This window comes from Glutamicibacter protophormiae (genome assembly GCF_014647495.1).
GTDB lineage: Bacteria > Actinomycetota > Actinomycetes > Actinomycetales > Micrococcaceae > Glutamicibacter > Glutamicibacter protophormiae.
Genome location: NZ_BMPH01000005.1, coordinates 37,274 through 53,780 on the forward strand (window position 1 = coordinate 37,274; position 16,507 = coordinate 53,780).

A 16,507-nucleotide genomic window follows, 5' to 3' on the forward strand; every position below is an offset into this window, starting at 1 on the left:
GCTCAAGGGCATCCTCCGCTTTCCGGGTTGGGCGCGGCCGGGTTTATGCTGTGTGACTATGCAAACCTCCGAACCTTCCATCGGCGTCGACATTGGCGGAACCAAGATCCTTGCTGCGTTGGTTGATGCCAGCGGCGCCGTCACCAGTCAGATCCACCGCCCCACGCCGGCCCGGGACGTTGCCGCCACCGAACGGGCCATCGTGGGGCTCGTCCGGGAGCTGGGCGACGGGGACCTGCGCTGCCCCGTGGGCGTGGGGGCCGCAGGGTGGATGAACCGCGATTCAAGTCGCGTGCTGTTCAGCCCGCACCTGTCCTGGCGCGACGAGCCGGTGCGCGACCGGCTGGAAGGCCAGCTGGGCCAGCCGGTCACCCTGGTCAACGACGCGGACGCGGCCGGATGGGCCGAATACCGATTCGGCGCCGCGCGCGGCGTCAATGACGTGGTCTGCCTGACCCTTGGTACCGGGATCGGCGGATCGATCATCCTGGGTGGCGAGGTGCACCGCGGCAATTCAGGCATCGCCGGCGAGTTCGGCCATCAGGTGATCGTGCCCGGCGGACACCGCTGCGTCTGTGGAAACCGCGGCTGCTGGGAGCAGTACGCCTCAGGGAACGCGCTGGGCCGCGACGGCGCGGAACTGGTGCGCTCCAAGTCTCCCATCGCCCACAACCTGCGCGAGGCATGCAACGACGATCCGGAGGCCGTGACCGGCGCGCTGGTGACCGAGCTCGCGGCCAACGGGGATCTGGCCTGCCGGGATCTGGTCGAGGAAATGGGCCAGTGGCTGGGGCTTGGCATCTCGAACCTGGTCTCCGTGCTGGATCCGGGCATGGTGGTCATCGGCGGCGGGCTGGGTTCGGCGCAGACCGAGCTGCTCGCCGTGGCCGAAGCGCACTACCGGCGCACCCTGTCCGGGCGGGGATACCGCCCCTTCGCGCAGGTCTGCCGCGCGCAGTTGGGCTCTTTAGCCGGATTGATCGGGGCCGCGGACCTGGCTCGGGCTTCGGCCTCAGCGGCATGAAAAAACGCGCCGAATCTCAGAAATGAACTGGAGCGCGGGTCTCGGCGCGCGGCGTGGGTGGTTGCCAGCGGGTTGGTTGACAACGGAGTTTCGAGGAACGGCATAGCCAGGAACAGGCCAATGCCGCGCAGTCCCCTCCCGGACGGGAAGCTGCTGCGGCATACGCGGCGTTAAGTCAGAGGGCTCTTTTGCCTGCGTAGCCGACCCTGGAGGGAGCGCCGGAGCGGCTCGGGAAGTGCGTCGCCCATCTGCCGGAGCCTGCGAGGCTGGCTGCGCCCGGCAGCCGCCCTGCGTGCGGCTGGGGGAGCGCTCCGGATGGGCGTCTGGATAATTCCGCAGGCAGGAGCTCCTGGAATGCAGGTCGTCGCCTAAGCTGACCCTAGCTGGAAGCAACGGCCCGCTTGCTGACACCATGGGCAGGTAAGTTGCAGCATTGGCCCGAGTAGGAACGCGAGAAGACACAATGAGCATGGAAAATGCCGCTTGGCATTCCCTCTGGAGGCTGTCGGGGGACAAGGGCAAGGCCTACGCCCCTACGACGCCGAAACGCGTTCTGAAATTTGCCGCGGGCTACAAGACCCGACTGCTCATCTTCGTGGTCTTTTCCATCTGTTCGGCGGTGCTGGCGGTCATCACCCCCGTGCTCGCGGGCCGGATCGTGGATGAAATTGTGGCCCAAAGCGGCATTCGGATCATCATCAACCTGGCGCTGATCATCGCGGCGGTGGCGGTGCTGGACGCGATCGTCTCCGTCGTGGTCCGCTGGTTCTCTTCCAAGCTCGGCGAGGGAATCATCTTCGACCTGCGCACGGCGGTGTTCGACCATGTGCAGAAGATGCCGGTGGCGTTCTTCGCCCGCACCCGCACCGGCGCGCTGGTCAGCCGCCTGAACAACGACGTGATCGGCGCGCAGGCCGCCTTCGCGGGAACCTTGTCCGGACTGGTTTCCAATACCGTGGCGCTGATCCTCACCGCGGCAGTCATGTTCACGACTTCCTGGCAGGTCACGGCCATCGCGCTGGTGCTGCTTCCGCTCTTCCTGCTTCCCGCGCGGCATTTCGGGCGATCCGTCGCGATGCTGCGCAGGGAATCCGCGGACCTCAACGCCGCGATGGGCAACCAGATGACCGAGCGGTTCTCGGCGCCCGGCGCGACCCTGATCAAGCTTTTCGGCCGGCCCAAGGATGAATCCCACCAGTTCGCGCTGCGCGCAGGCCGTGTCCGGGACATCGGCGTGAAGATGACCATGCGCCAGTACTACTTCATGGCGACCCTGACCCTGGTCGCCGCCTTGGCCCTGGCCTTGGTATATGGCTTGGGCGGCATGTATGCGGTGCGCGGGGAACTGGCCGCCGGCGACGTGGTGGTCCTGGGAATGCTGCTGACCCGGTTGTACGCTCCGCTGACCGCACTGGCCAACGCCCGGGTGGAGATCACCAGCGCACTGGTCAGCTTCGACCGGGTGTTCGAGGTGCTGGACCTGGAACCGCTGATCAAGGATGCACCCAACGCCCGCCGCCTGGAACCCGGGCCGGTACCGGTGAAGTTCTCCCACGTGAACTTCTCCTACCCGAGCGCGGACAAGGTGTCGCTGGCTTCTCTGGAAGAGGTCGCGGTGCTGGATACCCGCGGCGGACAGGAAGTCCTGCACGACATCGATTTCGAGGTGAAGGCCGGGCAGACCGTGGCGCTCGTCGGCTCCTCGGGCGCAGGCAAGTCGACCATCGCCTCCCTGCTGGCCCGCCTCTACGACGTGGATTCCGGGACCGTTGAACTGGCGGGAACCGACATCCGCGAGCTGAAGCTCGATTCGCTGCGCGAAACCGTCTCCATGGTCACCCAGGACGGGCACCTGTTCCATGAGTCGATCCGCTCCAACCTGCTGCTCGCACGCCCCGGAGCCGAAGATTCGCAGCTCTGGGAAGCGCTGGAACGCGCCCGGCTGAAGCCGGTCATCGCCGCCCTGCCCGACGGGCTGGACACCGTGGTGGGAGAGCGCGGCTACCGGCTCTCCGGCGGCGAACGCCAGCGCATGACCATCGCCCGGCTGCTGCTGGCGGCCCCGCAGGTGGTCATCCTGGACGAGGCGACGGCGGCGCTGGACTCGGCGAACGAGGCGGCGGTGCAGGCTGCCCTGACCGAGGCACTGGAGAACCGCACCGCGCTGATCATCGCGCACCGGCTGTCGACCATCCGTTCCGCGGACCAGATCCTGGTGGTCGAGGGCGGGCGCATCATCGAGCGCGGCACGCACAGCGAGCTGCTGGCCCTGGGCGGGAAATACACCGAGCTTTACGAGACGCAGTTCGCCCAGTAGATTCTGCATTATTTATCACCGGCGAACCCGCTACTTTCAGCAGGCCCCTGCGGATCCGTGTATGTGCAGGGAAGGTGGAGTTTTCCGGGCGAAGGATGATTGCAGATCCTTCGGGCGGCAATTACCTTCCCGCCGGCCCGGAAGCCGTCTGCCCTGCCGGCGCAGACGCGCTGGGCCGGAGCGGCGGCAGCGGAGGCTGGGTCCGAAGACCCAACGTCCGCTACTGCCAGTCCAGCCCAGCGCGGCCGATTTCCATCATTGTCCGCAGCCGCGCATCTCGCGCAGCTGCCCGTGGTGCAGGGCGAAGACTACGCGCTGGCGACCAGGTCGCGGGCCTTCTGCGCGGCGTGGGTGGCGATGATGGTGCCGAAGACCAGCCCCTGCCCAATGGTGGCGCCAGCGCCCGGGTACACGTTGCCGAAGATGTTCGCGGCGGTGTTGCCCTGGGCGTAAAGGCCCTCGATGACGTCGCCCGAGGTGTCCAGTGCGCGGCCGTGGGCGTCGGTCATCACGCCGCCGCAGGTGCCCAGGTCCGAGAGCACGATCTTCACCGCGTAATACGTCTTGCCGTCCAACGCGCGCAGGTTCGGGTTCGGGTGCTGGGTCGGGTCGCCGTAGTAGCGGTCGTAGGCGGACTCGCCGCGGCCGAACTGGTCGTCGATGCCGGTTCCTGCCCCCTCGTTGAATGCCTCCAGGGTCTTCTCCAGAGCCTGCACGGGAACCTCGATCTTGCTGGCGAGCTTGCTGATCGACGAAGACTTATGTGCGACGCCGGCCTTGTACCAGGACTCGGGAAGTGCCATGCGCGGGTAGCACTGCCCGGCGAAGATGTAGCTGTCGCGGTAGGTCTGGTCGAAGATCAGCCACATCTGGCCCACCGGGTCGCCTTCCGCTTCGCGGCGCAGGATCTCCTGGCCGAAGCTCATGTAGTCGGTGGACTCGTTGATGAATCGGCGTCCCGACTGGTCGACCATGAAGGATCCGGGCAGCGAGCGCTCGGCCAGCAGGATCTTTGCCGAGGATCCGGGCTTGAGCGGCGACACTGCCGGGAACCACCAGGACTGCTGCATGCTCGCCAGCTGGGCGTTGTGCTTCTGCGCCACTTCAATGGCATCTCCGTGGTTGCCCTTGGCGCCCAGGCTCAGGTCCTCGACGAGGGAGGGGCTCTGGTGCTCCTGGCGCATCTTCATGTTGTGGTCGTAGCCGCCGGCGGCCAGCACCACGCCATACTTGGTGCGCACGCTCACGCGTTCGCCGGCCTGCTCCAGGAGCGCCCCGGTGACAACGCCGTCGGTGAATTCCAGATCCACCAGCTTTGCTTCGGTCCAGACCGGGATGCCTGCATCCAGCGCCCCGGCATACATGCCCCCGGCGATGGCCTGGCCCCCGGCGCTGTAGTTGCGGCCGATCAAAAGCCCTCCGGCACCCTGGATGAGACGCTTGACAATCAGCGGGAATGCCTTGTGCGGCGCCTTGGCAATGAGGTTCATCCACTTGTAGTCAGCGCCGGTGACCGGCATCGGCATGGGAGCGGCCATGGTGGCCGGCTGGAAGCGGCGCAGCTGGTCGCCGAGCTTGTTCAGGTCGAAGGGGCGCGACTCGACCGAGCGGCCCGCGGCGCTGCCTCCTGGCTTTTCGGGGTGGTAGTCGGAGTATCCCTTGGACCAGAAGAAGCTCAGCTGGGTCATGCGTTCGAGCATCTTGACGGTCTCGTCGCCGTACTCCAGGAAGGCTTTCCAGCGCTCGGCCGGCCCCGAGCCGTCCACGACGGACTCGATGTACTTCTCACCGCGGTCCAGGGAGTCGACGGCTCCGTCGCGCTTGAGCACCGTGTTGGCGGGAATCCAGAAGGCACCGCCCGAACGGGCGGTGGAGCCGCCCACGTATTTGGTTTTCTCGGCCACGGCTACGTTCAAGCCGAGTTCCTTGGCGGCCAACGCGGTGGCCAGGCCGGTGCCGGAGCCGATGACCAGCAGGTCGACTTCGAGCTGGTCGATTTTGACGGGTGCAAGAGCGGTTTTCGATGCCATGAAGCGGTCTCCTATGAACGACGCCGGGCGTGAGCCCTGAGTTAGTTCATGCTAGCCAAGCGACAGCCCTGTCCGAAGTGCAGTCCCGATAACAGGGATTTGCAACCTGACGACCGGGGAACTGTCCTATAGGGGTGCGGCGCCGCCTCCCCGACAGGGAGCTGGCTCGTCGGCCGGCCGCTGATGATCGTGCGGCAGCGCGAAGACCACGATTCCCGGCAAGGAGTTGCAAACATCGATAGATTAATGAACGATGGGCGGAACGGACCTATTCCGATATCTATGGAGGTAATCCATCCATGCCACCATCGACTCGAACATGCTGCCCTCCGGCTGTTATCGCCGGGTTATGCGGACTTGGACTCTTGCTGGCCTCCTGCTCCACCGGAGGAAACGGCATGGAGCAGTCTGCGGAAGCCTCGAATCCTCCCAGCGTTTCCTCCAGTGCTTCGAGTACCGCGACTACGCAGGATGCCAGCCCGCCTGCGGCTGAACAGCGACGCCGGATCGAGGGCCTGAGCTGGGCGGACGGCACGCCGGTTGAAGCTTCGGTTGTTTCGGTGGGGGACGCGGTGAAGCGGCCAGACGACGAAATCGCCGATCGCGCAGCGCACGATCTTCCCGAGGGGGAGCAGCTGCTGGGCGTCTTGAGTGATGCCCGCCCCGTCGTGATGCGCAAGGGTCTGCCTTACACCGTCGACGAATCAGGCACGTACTCGTTGTACTGGCCCGATGCCAAGCGAGACGCCGCCACGGACGACTCCTCGTGGTCCATCCACGGCGATACCGTTGTGGCAACGGTCCGCGGCGGCGACGGCGGAAGCTCCACCACCCTGATGGCCTACGACGACAAGGGCGGGATCCAGGAGATCAGGGACTTCCAGAAGGTCAGCGACTCGAACAGCGAGTCCCTCGTCCTGGACGGCGGCAAGGTGTACTGGAGCGAAGCGGACGCGAATGCCTACCGCGTGGCTTCGATCCCTTTGGCCGGTGGAAGCAAAAAAGTAGAAGCCGAGAACGCGGGGGCCGTTTACCGCACCGACCAGGGCATCGCCGTGCTCAAGCAGGAAGAGCCTCGATCCGCGGACAAAATGAACCAAATCGGCGGCGTGCGGCTTCTCGACGGCACCGAATTGCTTCGTGCCACGGACGAGTTCGAACTGGGAGGATTTAGCGGCGACCCGTATAGCCCGAGGCCGATCATGAAGGGCGGTTCCAGCATGAGCTTCAACCTTGACAGGGGTGAAAACAGCTTTGACGTGGCCGTGCTGAATATCGAGACTAGACAGGCTTGGCTCATCGAGATACCGGATGGCCGGATCCCCTTCGGGCAGTCAACCTCGGGACCCTACTCCTTCATTGCCTGGTCTGCAGAGCAGATGGATGAACTGGGGGCCTTGGGCAATGAAGCGGTGACTCTCGATGCTGCGACGGGCGAGCTCTTTGCCTTCAGCCCGGAAAACAACTTCGAGAATATTTTCGGCAACGACAAGGCCTTGGCGTGGAGCACCAAGAACGGCTCGGGCTCTGTGAGCTTCGCCAGCGAGATCCTCAAGTAGGGCGAATCCAGCTTCGCGCCCCTTAAAGAGAAACTGCCCGGGAGCCACGCATGGTGAAATGCGGGCAGCCCGGGCGGCTGGATCCGATGCGCTAGTCCGCGGCGGCAACGAGCTGGCGGCCAAGCTCGCGCGCGGCCTCCTGGAGCTCGGGCACCGCGTGCGCCATGAAGGCCTCGTCCACGCGGGTGACCGGGCCCGAGACCGAGATGGCCATCGGGGTCGGCGCACCGGGAACCGGGACGGCGATGCAGCGCACGCCCAGCTCCTGCTCCTCCTCGTCGATGGCGTAGCCGCGCTCGCGGGTCGCTTCGACATCGGTGAACAGCTTGCCCAGCGTAGTGATGGTGTTCGCGGTCTTCGGCGGCATGCCGGCCTGGGCCACCAGGCGCTGGACGCGGTCGTCGTCGAGGACGGACAGCACCGCCTTGCCGACGCCGGAGTTGTGCAGCATGGCGCGTCGGCCGACCTCGGTGATCATGCGCATGGAGTGCGGTGACTGGACCTGCGCGATGTAGGTGACCATGTCCCCGTCCAGCACGGCGATGTTCGCGGATTCGCCCAGCTTGGCAACCAGCTCCTTGAGGACAGGGGAAGCCAGGGCCCCCAGCTGGCGGTTGGCGACCTCGCCGAGGCGGATCAGCCGCGGGCCCAGCGAGTAGCGGCGGTTGGGCAGCTGCCGCACGTAGCCGACACCGACCAGGGTCCGCAGCAGGCGGTGGATGGTTGGCAACGGCAATGGCGTGTCAGCGGCCAGTTCGCTCAGGGCCGCTTCCCCTCCTGCGCGGGCGATGACTTCGAGGAGTTCAAACGCGCGTTCAACGGACTGGACGCCGCCAGTCGTCGACTTGCTGGTTGTCTGCGTCATTTATGACTCCTCGTAGCCTTTGGATCGTGGAAGTTGTTGGTAGTTAACTTCTGCGATGCGAAATCTTTTCTCTAAGAATAGCCCCATGGCGAGCAAGGATTCCATGATGCGAAAAAAATAAGCGTGAAAAGTTGTGTCACGCTGCACAAAATGACCTTGCGTTTTCATTTTGAGGATATTAGTATCCACTATACGGAAACTTTTACAGGAGGACCTCATGGCAGCACCTAGCCCGGGATATTCATTGACGCTTCGCGTGGAGACCCCAGCGTCGATCACCGCGACCAGCGAATTGGCTGCAGCGGTTGGCTCGGCTGGTGCCCACATCACCGCCCTCGACGTGACCGAATCCCACCACACCCACATGGTGGTCGACGTTTCGTGCAACACCATGAATGTCGCCCACGGCGAGCAGGTGCGCGACGCGCTGAACGAGCTGGATGGCGTGAATGTCCGCAACGTTTCGGACCGCACCTTCCTGATGCATTTGGGCGGCAAGCTCGAAGTGGTCCCCAAGGTCGCGCTGCGCAACCGCGACGACCTTTCCCGCGCCTACACCCCGGGTGTGGCCCGCGTCTGCATGGCCATCGCGGAGAACCCTGCCGATGCCCGCAACCTGACGGTCAAGCGCAACACCATTGCCGTGGTCACCGACGGCTCCGCCGTGCTGGGGCTGGGCAATATCGGCCCGGCCGCCGCGCTTCCGGTGATGGAAGGCAAGGCCGCGCTGTTCAAGCAGTTCGCGGACGTCGATGCCTGGCCGGTCTGCCTGGACACCCAGGACACCGACGAGATCGTCATGATCGTCAAGGCCCTGGCCCCGGTGTACGGCGGCGTGAACCTGGAAGACATCGCCGCCCCGCGCTGCTTCGAGATCGAAGCCCGCCTGCGCGAAGAACTGGACATCCCGGTCTTCCACGACGACCAGCACGGCACCGCGATCGTCACCCTGGCCGCCCTGGCCAACGCGCTGAAGGTCGTCGAGAAGAAGATCGAGGACGTGCGCATCGTGGTCTCCGGCGTGGGCGCCGCGGGCAACGCGATCATCCAGCTGCTGGCGGCGCGCGGCGCGAAGAACATCATCGCCTGCGGCCGCAACGGCGCGATCACCCGCGACGAGCAGTACGCCGACGAGCACCGGGTCTGGCTGGCGCAGAACACCAACCCCGAGAATTTCTCCGGATCGCTGAAGGAAGCCGTCGTCAATGCGGACGTCTTCATCGGCGTTTCCGCCCCGAATGTCCTGGACGAAGTCGATATTGCCGCGATGAACGAGCGCGCGATCGTCTTCGCCATGGCCAATCCGGATCCAGAGGTGGATCCGGAGGTTGCGGGCCGTCACGCCGCGGTGGTCGCCACCGGGCGCAGTGACTTCCCGAACCAGATCAACAATGTCCTGGCCTTCCCGGGCTTCTTCCGCGGGCTGCTGGATGCCGGCGTCGCAGACATCACCGATGAGATGCTGCTGGCCGCCGCAGACGCGATTTCCGCCCGGGTGGGCGACGATGAGCTGAATCCCGGCTTCATCATTCCCTCGGTGTTCGACCCACAGGTCGCCACCGACGTAGCCGTCGCCGTGGAACTCGCTGCGAAAAAGGACTAGGCAAGACCCGGGGCTCGTCACCCCTGGCCCTTCGGGGCCGCATCACTGGAACAGAGCACAGAGGTTAAGGAGCAACCCACATGAGCATTTCACTATCCCGCATTCCCCAGTTCGAGGGCGCGGCAGAGATCCTTTCGGATGACGCGCTGGCATTCATCGAGAAGCTGCACCAGAAGTTCGCCGGTACCCGCAACGAGCTGCTGGCCCAGCGCGACGTGCGCCGCAAGCAGTTCTCCGATGCCCGCAGCATCGACTTCGACCCGGCGACCGAAGAGGTCCGCAACGGCGACTGGAAGGTCGCGCCGGCCCCGGCCGCGCTGACCGACCGCCGCGTGGAGATCACCGGCCCGGCCACCCCGGCCAAGATGGCCATCAACGCGCTGAACTCCGGCGCCAAGGTGTGGCTGGCTGACCTCGAGGACGCCTCCACCCCGAGCTGGAACAATGTCATCGACGCGGTGAAGAACCTGTCGGATGCCGCGCGCGGCAACCTGGCCTTCACCGATGCGAAGACCGGCAAGTCCTACGCGCTGCGCACCGACGAACCGCTGGCCACCGTGGTGGTCCGCCCGCGCGGCTGGCACCTGCCGGAGAACAACGTGCTGATCGACGGCAAGCCGGGCGTCGGCGCGCTGGTCGACTTCGGCCTGCACTTCTTCCACAACGCGAAGGTGCTCACCGAATCCGGCCAGGGCCCGTTCTACTACCTGCCGAAGATGGAGCACTACCTGGAGGTGCGCCTGTGGAACGAGGTCTTCACCTTCGCGCAGGCCGAGCTGGGCATCCCGTACGGCACGGTGCGCGCCACCATGCTCATCGAGACCATCCCGGCCGCCTTCCAGATGGACGAGTTCCTCTACGAGCTGCGCGACCACGTCTCGGGCCTGAACGCCGGACGCTGGGACTACCTGTTCTCCATCATCAAGACCTTCCGCGAAGCCGGCGATGCCTTCATCATGCCGGACCGCGCTGACGTGTCGATGACCGCGCCGATGATGCGCGCTTACACCGAGCTGCTGGTCAAGACCTGCCACAAGCGCGGAGCCTTCGCGATGGGCGGCATGGCCGCCTTCATCCCGAACCGCCGCGAACCGGAGGTCACCGCCGCTGCCTTCGAGAAGGTCCGCGCGGACAAGACCCGCGAGGCCAACGACGGCTTCGACGGCTCCTGGGTGGCCCACCCGGACTTGGTCGGCACCTGCATGGAGGTCTTCGACTCCGTGCTGGGGAGCAAGCCGAACCAGCTGGACAAGCAGCGCCCCGAGGTCGAGGTCACCGCGGAGCAGCTGCTGGACATCGCCAGCGCCCCGGGCTCGGTCACCGAGGCCGGCGTGCGCCTGAATCTCTACGTGGCGGTGGCCTACACCGCCGTGTGGCTCTCGGGCAACGGCGCCGTGGCCATCCACAACCTGATGGAAGACGCCGCCACCGCGGAAATCTCCCGCTCGCAAATCTGGCAGCAGATCCGCAACAAGGTCGTGGCCGCCGACACCGGCAACACCATCACCGCCGAACTGGTGGCAACCATCCTGGCCGAAGAGGTCGAGAAGCTGCGCGGTGAGGTCAACGACGCCGAGCGCTTCGCGAAGTACTACGAGCCGGCCGCCACGCTGATCGGCACCCTGGTGTCCGGACGCGATGAGGACTTCGCGGACTTCCTCACCACCGGCGCCTACGAACTACTGGAAAAGGAATACGTGACCAAGCCATGAGCAACGTCTTCGATGAGTCAACGCTCGCCGCGGTAGAGGCCAAGCTGGCCGCTACCGACCAGCTGCTGGCATCCGCCTACCCGGGGGATTCCGGCGCCCGCCAGCCGGTGCACACCGTGTACGTGCCGGGGGACAAGTTCACCGTCGGCCTGCCGGAGGCCTGGGGCTCCAACGCCCTGGCCGCCGCCGGCAACGCCGCGGGGCTGGCCAAGCTGGCAGCCAAGCTGAACCTGGCCGAACCGGAGCGCCTGGGCGAGCTGGTGGCCGCGAAGCTGGCGAGCGAACCCATCGAAGATTTGCGTCTGGACTTTGAAGACGGCTACGGCAATCGGCCGGATGCCGAGGAGGATGCAGCGGCCTTGGCCGCCGCCGACTCGGTATCCGCCGCCGTAGCCGCCGGCAAGGCCCCGGCCTATATCGGCATCCGTTTCAAGTGCTTCGAGGCCCCCACCCGGGCCCGCGGCATCCGCACCCTGGACCTGTTCATCTCGCGGCTTCTCGCCAACGGCCCCCTTCCCGAGGGGCTGCGCCTGACGCTACCCAAGGTCACCACCGTGGACCAGGTCGAAGCCATGGTCTTCCTGGCCGAAAAGCTGGAGGAAGCGCACGGCCTGGAGGCCGGGCGCATCCGCTTCGAGGTGCAGGTCGAGACCCCGCAGGTGATCATCGCCGCGGACGGCAGCCACCCGGTCGCCGCCCTGATCCACGCCGGCCAGGGACGGGTCTCCTCTCTGCACTACGGCACCTACGACTACTCGGCCTCGCTGGGGGTGGCCGCCGGCTACCAGTCCATGGAGCATCCGGTGGCCGACTTCGCCAAGGACGTCATGCAGGTCGCCGTGGCCGGCACCGGCGTGGAATTGTCCGACGGCTCCACCAACATCATCCCGGCCGGCGATCCGGAGAACATCGCCGCCGCCTGGGCGCTGCACGCCCGCCTGGTCACCCGCCACCTCACCCGCGGCATCTACCAGGGCTGGGACATGCACGAAAACCACCTGGTGACCCGCTACCTGGCCACCTTCGCCTTCTTCCGCGAAGGGCTGGAAGCGGCCGGCACCCGCCTGCGCAACTACGTGCACAAGATCGAATCGGCCATCATGGACGAGCCCGCCACCGCCCGTGCCCTGGCGCGCTACATCCACCGCGGGGTGGCCTGCGGCGCGGTGGGCGCGCAGGAAGTCACCGATCTTGCCCAAATTACACTTGCCGAACTGGAAGCGATCGCGCTGAATCGCTCCCACGCAAACTAGGAGATTTTTCCATGACCGTTCCAGCCCAGGTGAAGAGCCCGTACTACAACACCTACGGCGGCCATCCGCCGCAGACCGACCTGCTGACCGACCGCGCGATCGTCACCGAGGCCTACACCGTGATCCCCAAGGGTGTGCTGCGCGACATCGTCACCAGCGTGTTCCCGGAGTTCACCGACACCCGTGCCTGGGTGCTGAACCGCCCGGTCGCCGGCGGTCCCACCACCTTCTCGCAGGTGATCGTGGAGATCGCCCCGGGCGGCGGTGCAACCAAGCCCGAGCCGCAGGCGGGGGTGTCCAGCTTCCTGTTCGTCGTCGGCGGTGCGCTGACCTTGACGCTCGACGGCGAGGAGCACGTGCTGGACGAAGGCGGCTTCGCCTTCGTTCCGCCGAACGCCGTCTGGTCGCTGAAGAACAATGAGTCCGAGATCGTGACCTTCCACTGGATCCGCAAGCGCTACGAGGCGCTGGACTACGTTCCGGCGCCGAAGGCCGTGGTGGGCAACGAGAAGGACATCGAGCCGGGCCACATGCCGGACACCGACGGCAAGTGGCGCACCACGCGCATGCTGGATCCGCAGGACCTGGCCTACGACTTCGGCGTGAACATCGTGACTTTCGAGCCGGGTGCATCCATCCCGTTTGCCGAAACCCACGTCATGGAGCACGGCCTGTACGTGCTGGAAGGCAAGGCCGTCTACCGCCTGAACGACGACTGGGTCGAGGTCGAAGCCGGCGACTACATGGCGCTGCGCGCCTTCTGCCCGCAGGCCTGCTATGCCGGCGGACCGAGCAACTTCCGCTACCTGCTGTACAAGGACCAGAACCGACAGATCACCTTGTAGGCGATAGCTCTTCAGACCGCCGGGGGCCGTACCCCGCGCTGACCCGCCGAAAATCGGCGCACCGTGTCCACCTCATGTTCCAGTGATGTTTCTCTTTGCTCGGACATGGTGGGCCGACGGTAGGGGCGCGCGGGATGCGGCCTCCGGTTTTCGCATTCGCGGTCCGTGACGTCAGGATCAATCGTTCAGTGGCGGAACGACCTCTGAGACCCCTGGAATCGCAAAAACCATTCGTAGATGGAGAACCAAACCAGCCAAGTAATGAATCGGGACCATGTGCGTAATTGGCCCTTAGGCATCGTCGCGCAGAATTTGTGGCAGGAATTCCAGTTTGTCCAACTGGCGAAGGATGAATGGTGTAAGCGGCCCGGGAGCCATGACTAGTCGGTAGCTTCTCTTGCCCTCGGCGATCGGTTCCACTAGTCGCCGGTTAATCAACCGTCGAATAAATTGGCTTCTTACCACCGAACTACCGAGGACGACGTTTGAAAGATCTGTGGCCTTGACCGTGGTTCTGACAGCAAAAATTTTCAATGCTTCGAACTCTTCCAAACTGATGATGCCGGCTTGGCGGGCTCGCTCAAGGGAAGGGACCAGTAATTCGTCGACGACGAAGTCATGGTTACCGAGCTTGTTGAGCTTCCGAAGATCTTTCAACATCCCGCCCAACAGATACGTACACCATTGAATGGTGGTTGCTGGTTCGAGTGAATCCGCCGCCTCTAAATGTCTATAGTAGGACTCCCTATCAGCGCCAAATACTGCAGTGGGGTCAACTGCCCGGTAGTCGGTAGTTGCAGTGAATCCTTGACTGACCATAATGGCGTAGGTCAGCAAGCGGCACGTACGACCGTTTCCATTGCCAAATGGGTGGATCCATACGAACCGATGATGCGCTATGGCGACTTTAAGCAGATCAAACTTGCGATCCATTTCTTGATTGATGAAATCAAGCAACTCCTGCATATCCGCCTGAATGGAGGCGAACGGTGGTGGACGGTGATCTGATCCTTGGATCACGACATCCGTCGTACGGTACGACCCAGGGGTGCGGTCCCCTTCGCGTTCGAGCCCGCTGACGGCGATCCGATGCAACTCTCGAACTAACGCATGCGAGATAGTTGTGCCCGCATGAATGTGCTCGTCAATGAACTTCGATGCCTCTTCGAGAAGGATGATTTCCTTAACTCCGTCAGAAAAGTCGGGAGCCGCACTCCTGACACTGCGATCACGGGCCGTATTCTCCTGGGCACCTTCGACGATTTCAAGAATTGACGTGCGGTTACCCTCGATGCGTGCGCTCATGATGCTCGTCATGAGCTGAAACAGCTGCTTCAACTGCCCGAAGACTTCACTCGGAGTTGTAGAAGTACCCAGGTCGCCACGAAGCCGTTCAAGTTCGATGACCACATTCGCCAGTGGACTGTTGAATGAAAAATCCGGAATCTCGATCGGTCTCATACGGATAATTTACCAGCATCAAGACAACAATTAAATGGATACCCCTCGGATCCCTTTATTTGCAAGGAAGTTCAACGAGGCGCTTGGGTGATTAATTAAAGACGGGGCATCTCGTATTTTCAAGAAGCTGGAAACGAAGTGCGGTGGGCAGGGGAATTTGGATAACGGAGAAACGGTAGTCGGGCATCGCTGGTCATGGATCATCTTGACCGAAGTTACACCATTGAAACTCCGCCACCAGCGGTACAAAGACCTCAGCGGCAAGATCGCCTTGTAAGATCTCCATTGCATGATCCCGCCGAGGCTGTACCTGCGTGGCGCGCCGATTATCGGCGTACCGTGTCCACCCCTTCTTCCGGTGAAATATTTTGCTCGGGCAGAGAAGGACCGTGCGGGTTGCGCCGTCCGATTTTCCATTCGTGGGTTTTGATTCTAAGAGCACCGTGCTCACTCAAGATATGTGTTGACGCCAGTTCAGATCCTCGACCTAACTCGAGCGTCCTTCGTTGTTAGCTGTTTCAGGCTGGCTCGTCCGAGGGTTCAGGAATCGGCGAACGGCATCCGTTCCTGTAAATACTGACGCTGGACTCTTTAATTGTTGAGTTCGTCGTCGAACGGAAAATCCGCGTGAATCAAGGGATCAAGCGCCGTCGTTCTTAATTGTTGAATGGGGGCAAGTTAAATGTTGAGCTAAATGTTGGTCCGCTACGACCGAGATTTCAGCCGAACTGCGCGCAGTAGCGGCAACCTCTACGTAGCCTAATCCAGAGCCAACGATTCATCGCTTCACTACCTTCTGGTCACTCGCCCTCGGGCTTGCCGCTGAGGATCAGCCGCCGTTCCAATCTGGTCAGCGAGTGCTCCGTGGGCGCGTGTTCTGCCGGTGCCAGCGCGGTGCGAAGCGCTCGCTCCACCGCAGGCTCATCCAGGTCCATGCCGATCGCAACCAAACCGTCATCGGCAGAATCGCTGGCAGGGTGTGCGGGGCCAAGATGCGCGGTCCGGCCGACCTGGTTGACCAGGTAGCGGCGGGATCCGGTGCCATGGCGCAGCCTGACATGCCCCTTCAACCGGTAGACCCCGGTTGGGGGCGCTTCGAGCAGATCCAGCAAGATTCCCGGATCCGCGGCCTGGTCGGCCGGAACGCTCACCGCATGAGCGTGCGGTGCGGAAGCGTGGTCGTGTGCTGCGCGCGCCGCGGCGGCCAGCGGCAGTTCGTCGACAGGGTCCTCGGACTGCGCAATGTCGAAGACCAGCTGCGGGTCCAGGGCTGCCCGTTCCACTGGCACGATGGCCACCCCGGGGTTGCGTTCGCGCACGCGTTCGCTGATCCGGGCCACGGTGGCCGCGCGCTGGTCTGCCGGGAGCTGGTCCATCTTGTTGACGACCACCAGGCTGGTGGCGGAGAAGCGGGCCGGGGCCAGGGCTGCGGTGTCCACCGTGTGCTCATGCTCCACCGCATCCACCACGTCGATGATGCCGCCGTAGCGTACCCCCTTGGCCTTGCCGTAGCGCAGCAGCCGGTCCACGTTGATCGGATCCGCGGCGCCGCTGGCCTCGACGATGATCGCGTCGAGCCGCAGCTTGGGCTGGGCCAGCTGCTCCAGCAGCTCATCCAGGCTGCCGCTGTCGGCCAGGCAGCAGACGCAGCCCCCGGCGATCGATTCCGCGGCGTCGACCTGGCCGGTGACCAGCCCGGTGTCCACATTGATCTTGCCCAGATCGTTGATGATGACCCCGACCCGGGTTCCCGGACGGGTCAGCAGCCGGTTCAGGATGCTGGTCTTGCCGGCACCCAGATAACCGGTGAGGACGACGACGGGAATCATGCGCGGCTC

At 64.2% G+C, this 16,507-nt stretch carries 11 protein-coding genes; 7 read left to right on the forward strand and 4 right to left on the reverse strand.

Going from position 1 to position 16,507, the window contains the following annotated elements:
* Positions 1–58: 58 nt before the first annotated feature.
* Entirely contained in the window at positions 59–1,024 is a 966-nt protein-coding gene (locus IEY43_RS07540) for an ROK family protein (RefSeq protein ID WP_188947990.1), read from the forward strand.
* Positions 1,025–1,487: 463 nt separating this feature from the next.
* A complete protein-coding gene (locus IEY43_RS07545; protein WP_188947991.1) occupies positions 1,488–3,341 on the forward strand; it encodes an ABC transporter ATP-binding protein in 1,854 nt (617 codons plus the stop codon).
* Positions 3,342–3,649: 308 nt separating this feature from the next.
* On the opposite strand, the gene IEY43_RS07550 is transcribed toward IEY43_RS07545, so the two are convergent.
* Entirely contained in the window at positions 3,650–5,371 is a 1,722-nt protein-coding gene (locus tag IEY43_RS07550; RefSeq protein ID WP_188947992.1) for a 3-ketosteroid-delta-1-dehydrogenase, read from the reverse strand.
* Between the two features lie 398 nt (positions 5,372–5,769).
* Here IEY43_RS07550 and IEY43_RS07555 point away from each other — a divergent pair, with 398 nt between their 5' ends.
* Positions 5,770–6,930 carry a hypothetical protein gene (locus tag IEY43_RS07555; RefSeq protein WP_188947993.1) on the forward strand — a complete coding sequence of 387 codons (1,161 nt, stop codon included), beginning with the start codon at positions 5,770–5,772 and terminating at the stop codon, positions 6,928–6,930.
* A 91-nt stretch (positions 6,931–7,021) separates the two neighbouring features.
* Here the strand turns inward: IEY43_RS07555 and IEY43_RS07560 are convergent, their stop codons facing one another.
* Positions 7,022–7,795 (reverse strand): IclR family transcriptional regulator, encoded by a 774-nt coding sequence (locus IEY43_RS07560; RefSeq protein WP_188947994.1) that lies wholly within the window; start codon positions 7,793–7,795, stop codon positions 7,022–7,024.
* Positions 7,796–8,012: 217 nt separating this feature from the next.
* On the opposite strand from IEY43_RS07560, the gene IEY43_RS07565 reads away from it, so the two are divergent.
* The 4 genes from IEY43_RS07565 to IEY43_RS07580 all read left to right on the forward strand — a co-directional run bounded on the left by IEY43_RS07565 (position 8,013) and on the right by IEY43_RS07580 (position 13,208).
* Positions 8,013–9,398, forward strand: a complete 1,386-nt coding sequence (locus IEY43_RS07565) for an NAD-dependent malic enzyme (RefSeq protein WP_188947995.1) — start codon at positions 8,013–8,015, stop codon at positions 9,396–9,398.
* Between the two features lie 80 nt (positions 9,399–9,478).
* Complete coding sequence (gene aceB / locus IEY43_RS07570; protein WP_188947996.1) at positions 9,479–11,110, forward strand: malate synthase A; 1,632 nt, start codon at positions 9,479–9,481, stop codon at positions 11,108–11,110.
* On the forward strand, positions 11,107–12,363 hold the full coding sequence (locus IEY43_RS07575; protein WP_188947997.1) for a DUF6986 family protein: 1,257 nt from the start codon (positions 11,107–11,109) through the stop codon (positions 12,361–12,363). The genes aceB and IEY43_RS07575 overlap by 4 nt, the downstream gene beginning before the upstream one ends.
* Positions 12,364–12,374: 11 nt before the next feature.
* The gene (locus IEY43_RS07580) at positions 12,375–13,208 is read left to right on the forward strand and encodes a bifunctional allantoicase/(S)-ureidoglycine aminohydrolase (protein ID WP_188947998.1); all 834 of its coding nucleotides are present in this window, start codon (positions 12,375–12,377) and stop codon (positions 13,206–13,208) included.
* A 291-nt stretch (positions 13,209–13,499) separates the two neighbouring features.
* Here IEY43_RS07580 and IEY43_RS07585 read toward each other — a convergent pair whose 3' ends face one another.
* Together IEY43_RS07585 and IEY43_RS07590 are read right to left on the reverse strand one after the other, a co-directional pair.
* On the reverse strand, positions 13,500–14,669 hold the full coding sequence (locus IEY43_RS07585) for a Fic family protein (RefSeq protein ID WP_188947999.1): 1,170 nt from the start codon (positions 14,667–14,669) through the stop codon (positions 13,500–13,502).
* 800 nt (positions 14,670–15,469) lie between these two features.
* Positions 15,470–16,498 (reverse strand): CobW family GTP-binding protein, encoded by a 1,029-nt coding sequence (locus IEY43_RS07590; protein WP_188948000.1) that lies wholly within the window; start codon positions 16,496–16,498, stop codon positions 15,470–15,472.
* Positions 16,499–16,507: the final 9 nt, after the last annotated feature.

Excerpts from the sequence above, each read along its gene's own strand:
- IEY43_RS07550 (WP_188947992.1), bottom strand. The coding sequence starts at position 5,371 with ATGGCATCGAAAACCGCTCTTGCACCCGTCAAAATCGACCAGCTCGAA.
- aceB (WP_188947996.1), top strand. The coding sequence starts at position 9,479 with ATGAGCATTTCACTATCCCGCATTCCCCAGTTCGAGGGCGCGGCAGAG.
- IEY43_RS07565 (WP_188947995.1), top strand. The coding sequence starts at position 8,013 with ATGGCAGCACCTAGCCCGGGATATTCATTGACGCTTCGCGTGGAGACC.
- IEY43_RS07575 (WP_188947997.1), top strand. The coding sequence starts at position 11,107 with ATGAGCAACGTCTTCGATGAGTCAACGCTCGCCGCGGTAGAGGCCAAG.
- IEY43_RS07560 (WP_188947994.1), bottom strand. The coding sequence starts at position 7,795 with ATGACGCAGACAACCAGCAAGTCGACGACTGGCGGCGTCCAGTCCGTT.
- IEY43_RS07585 (WP_188947999.1), bottom strand. The coding sequence starts at position 14,669 with ATGAGACCGATCGAGATTCCGGATTTTTCATTCAACAGTCCACTGGCG.
- IEY43_RS07555 (WP_188947993.1), top strand. The coding sequence starts at position 5,770 with ATGGAGCAGTCTGCGGAAGCCTCGAATCCTCCCAGCGTTTCCTCCAGT.
- IEY43_RS07580 (WP_188947998.1), top strand. The coding sequence starts at position 12,375 with ATGACCGTTCCAGCCCAGGTGAAGAGCCCGTACTACAACACCTACGGC.
- IEY43_RS07590 (WP_188948000.1), bottom strand. The coding sequence starts at position 16,498 with ATGATTCCCGTCGTCGTCCTCACCGGTTATCTGGGTGCCGGCAAGACC.
- IEY43_RS07545 (WP_188947991.1), top strand. The coding sequence starts at position 1,488 with ATGAGCATGGAAAATGCCGCTTGGCATTCCCTCTGGAGGCTGTCGGGG.
- IEY43_RS07540 (WP_188947990.1), top strand. The coding sequence starts at position 59 with ATGCAAACCTCCGAACCTTCCATCGGCGTCGACATTGGCGGAACCAAG.